The organism is Arthrobacter sp. 05L45_2 (genome assembly GCF_056397525.1).
The window spans coordinates 1-7366 of sequence record NZ_JBFTNO010000155.1 but is presented as its reverse complement, the minus strand read 5'-3'; the positions used below and the strand labels follow the sequence as shown (position 1 = coordinate 7366).

At 66.4% G+C, this 7366-nt stretch carries 7 protein-coding genes and 2 tRNA genes; 7 read left to right on the top strand and 2 right to left on the bottom strand.

Annotation, left to right across the window (positions count from 1 at the left end; translation table 11 throughout):
- Window positions 1–1245: aminopeptidase N (pepN, locus tag AC1DHD_RS11985; protein ID WP_476879928.1), on the bottom strand; the 1245-nt coding region annotated here is incomplete at its 3' end.
- 136 nt (window positions 1246–1381) lie between these two features.
- On the opposite strand from pepN, the gene AC1DHD_RS11980 reads away from it, so the two are divergent.
- The 3 genes from AC1DHD_RS11980 (at window position 1382) to AC1DHD_RS11970 (ending at window position 3897) form a co-directional block, all read left to right on the top strand.
- Window positions 1382–2389: a hypothetical protein gene (locus tag AC1DHD_RS11980; protein WP_476879927.1), complete on the top strand. Its 1008-nt coding sequence runs from the start codon at window positions 1382–1384 to the stop codon at window positions 2387–2389.
- A 66-nt stretch (window positions 2390–2455) separates the two neighbouring features.
- The gene (locus tag AC1DHD_RS11975; protein ID WP_476879926.1) at window positions 2456–2950 is read left to right on the top strand and encodes a ribose-5-phosphate isomerase; all 495 of its coding nucleotides are present in this window, start codon (window positions 2456–2458) and stop codon (window positions 2948–2950) included.
- Window positions 2950–3897, top strand: a complete 948-nt coding sequence (locus AC1DHD_RS11970) for an Fpg/Nei family DNA glycosylase (RefSeq protein WP_476879925.1) — start codon at window positions 2950–2952, stop codon at window positions 3895–3897. Before AC1DHD_RS11975 ends, AC1DHD_RS11970 begins: the two co-directional genes overlap by 1 nt.
- A 60-nt stretch (window positions 3898–3957) precedes the next feature.
- On the opposite strand, the gene AC1DHD_RS11965 is transcribed toward AC1DHD_RS11970, so the two are convergent.
- Window positions 3958–4028 (bottom strand) — tRNA-Gly (locus tag AC1DHD_RS11965).
- 131 nt (window positions 4029–4159) lie between these two features.
- Here AC1DHD_RS11965 and AC1DHD_RS11960 point away from each other — a divergent pair.
- The 4 genes from AC1DHD_RS11960 (at window position 4160) to AC1DHD_RS11945 (ending at window position 7252) form a co-directional block, all read left to right on the top strand.
- Window positions 4160–4234: transfer RNA gene (locus tag AC1DHD_RS11960), tRNA-Pro, on the top strand.
- Window positions 4235–4301: 67 nt separating this feature from the next.
- Complete coding sequence (gene tig, locus AC1DHD_RS11955) at window positions 4302–5696, top strand: trigger factor (RefSeq protein WP_476879924.1); 1395 nt, start codon at window positions 4302–4304, stop codon at window positions 5694–5696.
- Window positions 5697–5942: 246 nt separating this feature from the next.
- A complete protein-coding gene (locus AC1DHD_RS11950) occupies window positions 5943–6554 on the top strand; it encodes an ATP-dependent Clp protease proteolytic subunit (protein WP_476879929.1) in 612 nt (203 codons plus the stop codon).
- 38 nt (window positions 6555–6592) lie between these two features.
- Window positions 6593–7252 carry an ATP-dependent Clp protease proteolytic subunit gene (locus AC1DHD_RS11945; protein WP_476879923.1) on the top strand — a complete coding sequence of 220 codons (660 nt, stop codon included), beginning with the start codon at window positions 6593–6595 and terminating at the stop codon, window positions 7250–7252.
- The last annotated feature ends 114 nt before the right edge of the window (window positions 7253–7366 follow it).

The window sequence follows — 7366 nt, the reverse complement described above, 5'->3', positions numbered from 1 at the left end:
GAAGTACTCGCGCACGCCGGCCATGAACTCCTCCGGGCCGACCCAGGCGACGAGCTGGCGCAGCACCGAGGCGCCCTTGGCGTAGGTGATGCCGTCGAAGTTCACCTCGACGTCCTGGAGGTCGTTGATCTCGGCGAAGATCGGGTGCGTTGTGGGCAGCTGGTCCTGGCGGTAGGCCCAGGACTTCTCCACCGAGGCGAACGTGGTCCAGGCGTGGTCGAACTTCGTGTTCTCGACGGCGGCCAGGTGGGACATGTACTCCGCGAAGGACTCGTTGAGCCACAGGTCGTTCCACCAGCGCATCGTCACGAGGTCGCCGAACCACATGTGTGCCAGTTCGTGTAGCACGGTGATGGCGCGGCGCTCCACCTGGGCATCGGTGACCTTGCTGCGGAAGACGTAGCCTTCGAGGATGGTGACGGCGCCGGCGTTCTCCATGGCCCCGGCGTTGAATTCGGGCACAAAGAGCTGATCGTACTTCTCGAACGGGTACGGGCAGCCGAACTGCGCCTCGAAGAACTCGAAGCCCTGGCGGGTGAGGTCGAAAATGTTGTCCGCGTCCAGGTACTGCATCAGGGACTTGCGGGCGAAGACGCCCAGCGGCGTGACCTTGCCGTCTGCGGACTTCACCTCGCTGCGGACCGACTGGTACGGGCCGGCGATCAGGGCGGTGACGTAGGAGGAGAGCCGCGGGGTGGGCGCAAACTCCCAGACTGAGCGGGCCCCGCCGTCCTCGCCGGGGAGGGTTTCCACCGGCTCGGGCGTGGGGGAGTTGGAGACAACGTCCCAATGCGAGGGGGCGGTGACGGTGAACGTGAAGCTGGCCTTCAGGTCGGGCTGTTCGAAGACGGCGAACATACGGCGGGAATCGGGAACCTCGAACTGGGTGTATAGGTAGACCTCGTTATCCACCGGGTCCACGAACCGGTGCAGTCCTTCGCCGGTGTTCATGTACGGCGCATCGGCGACCACCAGGAGTTCGTTGCTGGCCTCCAGGTCGGGGAGTTGGATGCGGATGCCGTCGGAGACCTCAGCGGGATCCAGCTCACGGCCGTTCAGGGTGACGCTGTGGACCGTGTGGGTAACGGCGTCGATGAAGGTCGAGGACCCCGGCTTCGCCGTGAATGTGACGGCGGTGGTGGATCCGAAGACCTTCTCGCCGCGGGTCAGGTCCAGGCTGACCTCGTAGGACTCGACGGCGATCAGTTCGGCGCGCTCGCGGGCTTCGGCGCGCGTGAGGTTCATACCGGGCAAAGGGTGCCTCCAGGAGTGGTGGGAACGATACTGTGAAATTATTCTTTCACGATGAGGTCGGTTGGCAAGTTGCGCCCGTCACAGCGAGTCCTCACCGGGCGGCCCCGGCAGGGGTAGCGTTGGCTGTATGGGAAAGATCCAGGATTCCGTYGACGCCMGGGCCCTGCGGTTCGCCGTCGGCTTCCCGCTGATGCTGGCAGCGGCCTTTGTGGTGTGCGCTTTCCTGATCCGCCCGGACCTTCCCGAGCCCCTCGCGGTCCGGTGGACCGACGCCGGAGCGGCGGACTTCGCGCCCTTTGGCGCCGTGGTGGGTACCGGCGCCGGCATGATCGTGCTGGTGGGCTGGGCGGTTCTGCTGCAGGCGGCGCCGCTGTCCCGCCCGGCGCTGATGCGCAGGTTCATGATGGGAGCGGGGCTGGCCGTGAGCCTCTTCGTCACCACCGTCCTTGCCGCCGTCCTGGTGGGCCAGCTGGGACTGGCGAACGCCCGGGAGTCCCGCGTCGACGTCGTTGTCCTGGCCATGGGCAGCGGGGCGGCCCTGGGGCTCGGGGTGGTCATGGGCTTTGTGTTCAAAGCGGACGAGCGCTGGTCCACGGATGACGAACGGGCGGTGCGGGCGGCGCTGCAGCACGAGCTCGACCCCGAGCTGGCCGGGGACTCGGTGAGCCTGTGGGTCCACGCGCGCAGCTCGGTGTTTGTGATGCTCGGGATCGCCACGCTGTTTCCCGCGGCCCTGCTTACCGTCGCGGTGCCATGGCTGGCTGCCCTCCTGGTGGCCGTCGCCCTGCTGGCCGCCGTGTTCCTGTTTGCCCGCATCAGGGTTGACCGTAGCGGGCTGCGGGTTTTCGCTGCCGGCTTCGTCCGGGTCATGGATGTTCCCGCCGCCGCCATCGATTCGGCGACGCCGAAGGAGGTCAGGGCCGCCGACTATGGCGGTTGGGGCTACCGCAGCCACGGCACGACGTCGGCGATGCTGGTCAGCAGCGGCCCCGCCGTCGTCGTCGACCGGGCCGATGGCCGGCGCCTGGCGGTGAGCGGCGGAAGCGCCAYGACCGCCGAAAACATGGCGCGGACGCTGACCCGGGTGGCGGCCCGGGCACGCCGCAACGGCGGGGCGCCGGCCTCCCGGCCCTAGTAGGCTTGGAGTAGCCCTGATCAGCAGCGCCACGAGACCGCCGGCGCCCCACAGAACGGATCTGCCGTGACCACTGCACCGGACTTCCCGCGCGTTCACATCGCTACCGACCACGCCGGCATGGAGCTCAGCGCCCACCTGGTGGGCCACCTCAGCGCCCTGGGCTACGACGTCGTGGACCACGGCCCGAAGGTCTATGACGCGCTGGATGACTACCCGTCCTTCTGCATCAACGCTGCCCGCGCGGTGGTCGCCGACCAGGAAGCCGGCACCCGCGCCCTGGGCATCGTCCTGGGCGGCTCCGGCAACGGCGAGCAGATCGCGGCGAACAAGGTCAAAGGCGTCCGGGCCGCCCTGGCCTGGAACCTGTCCACCGCGAAGCTGGCCCGCGAACACAACGACGCCAACGTAGTGGCCGTCGGCGGCCGCCAGCACAGCGTCGAGGAAGCCACGGGCATCATCRAGGCGTTCCTGGCCGAACCGTTCAGCCACGACGAGCGGCACGTCCGCCGGATCGGCAAGATCGCCATCTACGAGACCACCGGCGAGGTTGTCGCCTAGTGCCCGAGGGGCACTCGGTCCACCGCCTCGCACGCCAGTTTGGCGATGTGTTCGCGGGGGAGCGGCTCGCTGTGTCGAGCCCGCAGGGACGCTTCAGCCAGGGCGCCGCGCAGTTGGACGGGCACGTCCTGACCAGTTCCGTTGCGCACGGGAAGCATCTCTTCCTCGGCTTTGACCACGGGATGGTCCTGCACGTCCATCTGGGCCTGTACGGGGCCTGGAACTTCGGCGGGGACGACGGGTTCCGCGGTGCGTCCAGCATCGGGGCGCCGCGAAAGGTGGGGGAGCGGGAAACTTACAGCGACGGCGGCGCCGAGCCCGCCTATGCCGGACCTCCCGCCCCGGTGGCCGCCGTCCGGGTGCGGCTGGTGGGAGCCCACGGCTGGGCGGACCTGCGCGGAGCGACCACGTGTGAAACCCTGACCGAGGCCGAGGTAGACGCCGTGCTGGCCCGGCTGGGTCCGGATCCGCTGCGGAACCTTCCGGGGGACCGGGAGGCATTCGTTGCGCGCCTGGCCAGGAGCCGCACTCCGCTGGCCACTCTGCTGATGGACCAGAAATTCATCGCCGGCGTAGGAAACGTTTACCGCGCCGAACTGCTGTTCCGGCAACGGTTGGACCCCTGGCGGCCCGGCAACGCGCTGCCGGCCGAAGCGGCCGCGCAACTGTGGGACGACACCGTTGCCGTGATGTCCGACGGCGTCCGCGACGGCCGGATCATCACCACGCCGCCGCGCTACTGGACATCGACGAGCGCCGGAGGAACCCCCGTCGTCGTCGGCGCAGACGGGAACGGAGCCGGCACCCGCACCCTGCCGGACCCCGAGGACGCGCACTTCGTCTACCGCCGGCACGGCCAGGAGTGCCGGGACTGCGGAACAGCCGTGGCGCTGACCGAACACGGCGCCCGGAAGCTCTACTGGTGCCCGGCCTGCCAGTCGGCCTGAACGCACCGGGAAGCATGAAAAAGCCCCTCCGGCGGGAGGGGCTTTTTCGTCATATATCGGAGGGGACGACGGGAATCGAACCCGCGTAATCAGTTTGGAAGACTGAGGCTTTACCATTAAGCTACGTCCCCGGGAATTTGCTGGAACTTCGGCAAAACTTCCGGGCGGCTGTTGAAGCCGGATACAACTAAACCCAATTCAGGCCCCCAGTGTCAAATGTGCAAATCAGCACAGTATGACCGTAGACTGTTCTGTGCACTTACGGGGTGTAGCTCAGCTTGGCTAGAGCGCCTGCTTTGGGAGCAGGAAGTCGCAGGTTCRAATCCTGTCACCCCGACTCTGCAGCAACTGCCGCACCGTGGCGTTGCAGAACCCCATCCCCCCACACCAGGAGTACTTAGACTGTGAAGAGCGCTGTCGAGAACCTCACCCCYACGCGGGTCAAGCTCAATGTTGAGGTCCCCTTTGAGGAATTGAAGCCCAGCATCGCAGAGGCATACAAGACTGTAGCTTCGCAGATCCAGGTTCCCGGGTTCCGCAAGGGCAAAGTCCCCTCCAAGCTCATTGACCAGCGCGTTGGCCGCGGCTACGTCCTCGAGACGGCCATCAACGAAGGCCTCAACGGCTGGTACCAGGCCGCTGTCCAGGAAACCGGCATCCGCCCGCTGAGCCGTCCCGAGGTTGAGATCACCGAGGTTCCCGACCCGTCCGCAACCGACGGCGAACTGAAGTTCCACGCCGAGGTGGACATCCGCCCGGAGATCGAACTCCCGGATTACTCCGGTATCAAGGTTGAGGTCGCTGCCGCCGAGTCGTCCGACTCCGACGTCGACAAGGCCCTCGATGAGCTGCGCGGCCGCTTCGGCACGCTCAAGTCCGTGGACCGTCCCGCCGCCGACGGCGACTTCCTGACGATCGACATCAACGCCTCGATCGACGGGGCCGAGGTTGACTCCGCTTCCGGCCTCTCCTACCAGGTTGGCGCCGGCACCATGCTCGAAGGCCTCGACGAGGCCGTCACCGGCCTCAGCGCCGACGAGGACGCCATCTTCGACACGACCCTCGTGGGCGGCGRCCACGCCGGCGAATCGGCCCAGGTCAAGGTTGCCGTCAAGGCCGTCAAGGAGCGCGAGCTCCCCGAGGCCAATGACGACTTCGCCCAGCTGGCTTCCGAATTCGACACGCTGGCCGAACTCCGCGAGGACCTCGCCAAGCAGGCCGCCGACTCCAAGACGGTCGAGCAGGGCGTCGAGGCCCGCGACAAGGTCCTGGACAAGCTCGTCGAGCTCGTCGAGATCCCGGTTCCGGACTCCGTCGTCGAAGAGCAGCTCGAGCAGCACTTCAGCGCCGAGAACTCCCACGGTGAAGGCGATCACGACACCGAAGAGCACCGCGCCGAGGTCAAGGCCAACACCGAGCGTGCCTTCCAGAACGAGATCATCCTCGACGCCATCGCTGACAAGGAAGAMGTSARCGTCASCCAGAACGAGCTGATCGACTACATCGTCACCACGGCCAGCCAGTACGGCATGGACCCGAACCAGTTCGCGCAGATCATCGATCAGAGCGGCCAGGTTCCGATGATGGTTTCCGAGGTTCGTCGCCGCAAGGCACTCGCCGTGGTCCTGGGCCAGGCCGAGGTCACGGACACTGAGGGCAACAAGATCGACCTCAGCGACTTCGTCCGCCCCGGCGGCGAAGAGGCCTCCTTCGAAGCCGAGAGCGCCGACGAGTCCGCCGACGACGCCGCGGCAGCGGAAGCACCGAAGAACGACGACCCCGCGGCCGTGAAGTTCTAGCACCAATAGTTCCCGCAGTATCTGCCCGCACCCCCGGATCATCGATCCGGGGGTGCGGCTTTTTAAGCCTGCAATGAACCCCTCCGGGCAATCGTGCGCCGTCAGCGAACAGCCCTGCGCCGGAGCACAAAGCGGGTCCGAAAACCGTTAGTGTCCATGTAGGAAAGTTCAGTGATGCCGTCCAGTGGTGTCACCGTCGCCAGCGAGAGGTAAGTACACATGTCACAGCAAGCAGGGGCACCCCGGATGGCTACCGTCGATCCGGCCGCCCAGGATAACTACATTTACAACCGCCTGCTGAAAGAGCGCATCATCTGGCTCGGCTCCGAGGTCCGYGACGARAACGCCAACGCGATCTGCTCSCAGCTSCTSYTSCTCTCGGCWGARRACCCYGAGAAGGACATCTACCTCTACATCAACTCGCCKGGCGGCTCCGTCACCGCCGGTATGGCCATCTACGACACGATGCAGTTCATCCCGAACGACGTCGTCACCGTCGCCACCGGCCTGGCCGCCTCGATGGGCCAGTTCCTGCTCTCCTCCGGCACGAAGGGCAAGCGCTACGCCACCCCGAATGCCCGCATCCTGATGCACCAGCCCTCCGGCGGGATCGGCGGCACCGCCTCCGACATCAAGATCCAGGCCGAGCTGATCCTGCACATGAAGAAGGTCATGGCCGAGCTGACCGCCGAGCAGACCGGCCAGACCGTGGAGACCATCCTCAAGGACAACGACCGCGACAAGTGGTTCACGGCGCCCGAAGCCCTGGAATACGGCTTCTTCGACAAGATCGCGGCGCACGCCGGGTCCGTGGCCGGCGGCGGCGGAACCAACGCCGACGCCGAAACCGAAAACTAACCGGCACGCAGCCAGAACCGACTTCAGGAGCAACGAACATGAACTACAACTTCGGATCGACTGCCGGCAACCTGCCGACCAGCCGCTACGTGCTGCCGCAGTTTGAAGAGCGGACCCCCTACGGCTTCAAGCGCCAGGATCCTTACACCAAGCTGTTCGAGGACCGCATCATCTTCCTGGGTGTCCAGGTCGACGACGCCTCCGCGGATGACATCATGGCGCAGCTGCTGGTTCTCGAGTCCACGGACCCGGACCGCGACATCACGCTGTACATCAACTCCCCGGGCGGTTCCTTCACGGCCATGACGGCCATCTACGACACCATGCAGTACATCCGCCCGGAGATCCAGACGGTCTGCCTGGGCCAGGCAGCCAGTGCCGCCGCCGTGCTCCTGGCCGCCGGTACCCCGGGCAAGCGCCTGGCCCTGCCGAACGCCCGTGTCCTGATCCACCAGCCCGCCCTCTCCGGCGGACAGGGCGGACAGGCCTCCGACCTGGAGATCCAGGCCGCCGAGGTCATGCGGATGCGCTCCTGGCTGGAGGACACCCTGGCCAAGCACTCCGGCCGCACCTCGGAGCAGGTCAACAACGACATCGAGCGTGACAAGATCCTCACGGCCGCCGAGGCCATGAGCTACGGGCTGATCGACCAGGTGCTTGACTCCCGCAAGATCAAGCCGCAGGCGCTCACGAAGTAACACCACGGCGGTCCGGTAAACGACTGCCACACGGCGCCGGTGCAGCTCAGGAGAAATGGGCCGCACCGGCGTCTTCTTTCCACCCATCAGGCCGAAAGTGACCTAGAGTGGAAG

Bases quoted from the DNA above. Each gene is read 5' to 3' on its own strand.
- AC1DHD_RS11945 (WP_476879923.1), top strand. From the start codon at position 6,593: ATGAACTACAACTTCGGATCGACTGCCGGCAACCTGCCGACCAGCCGC.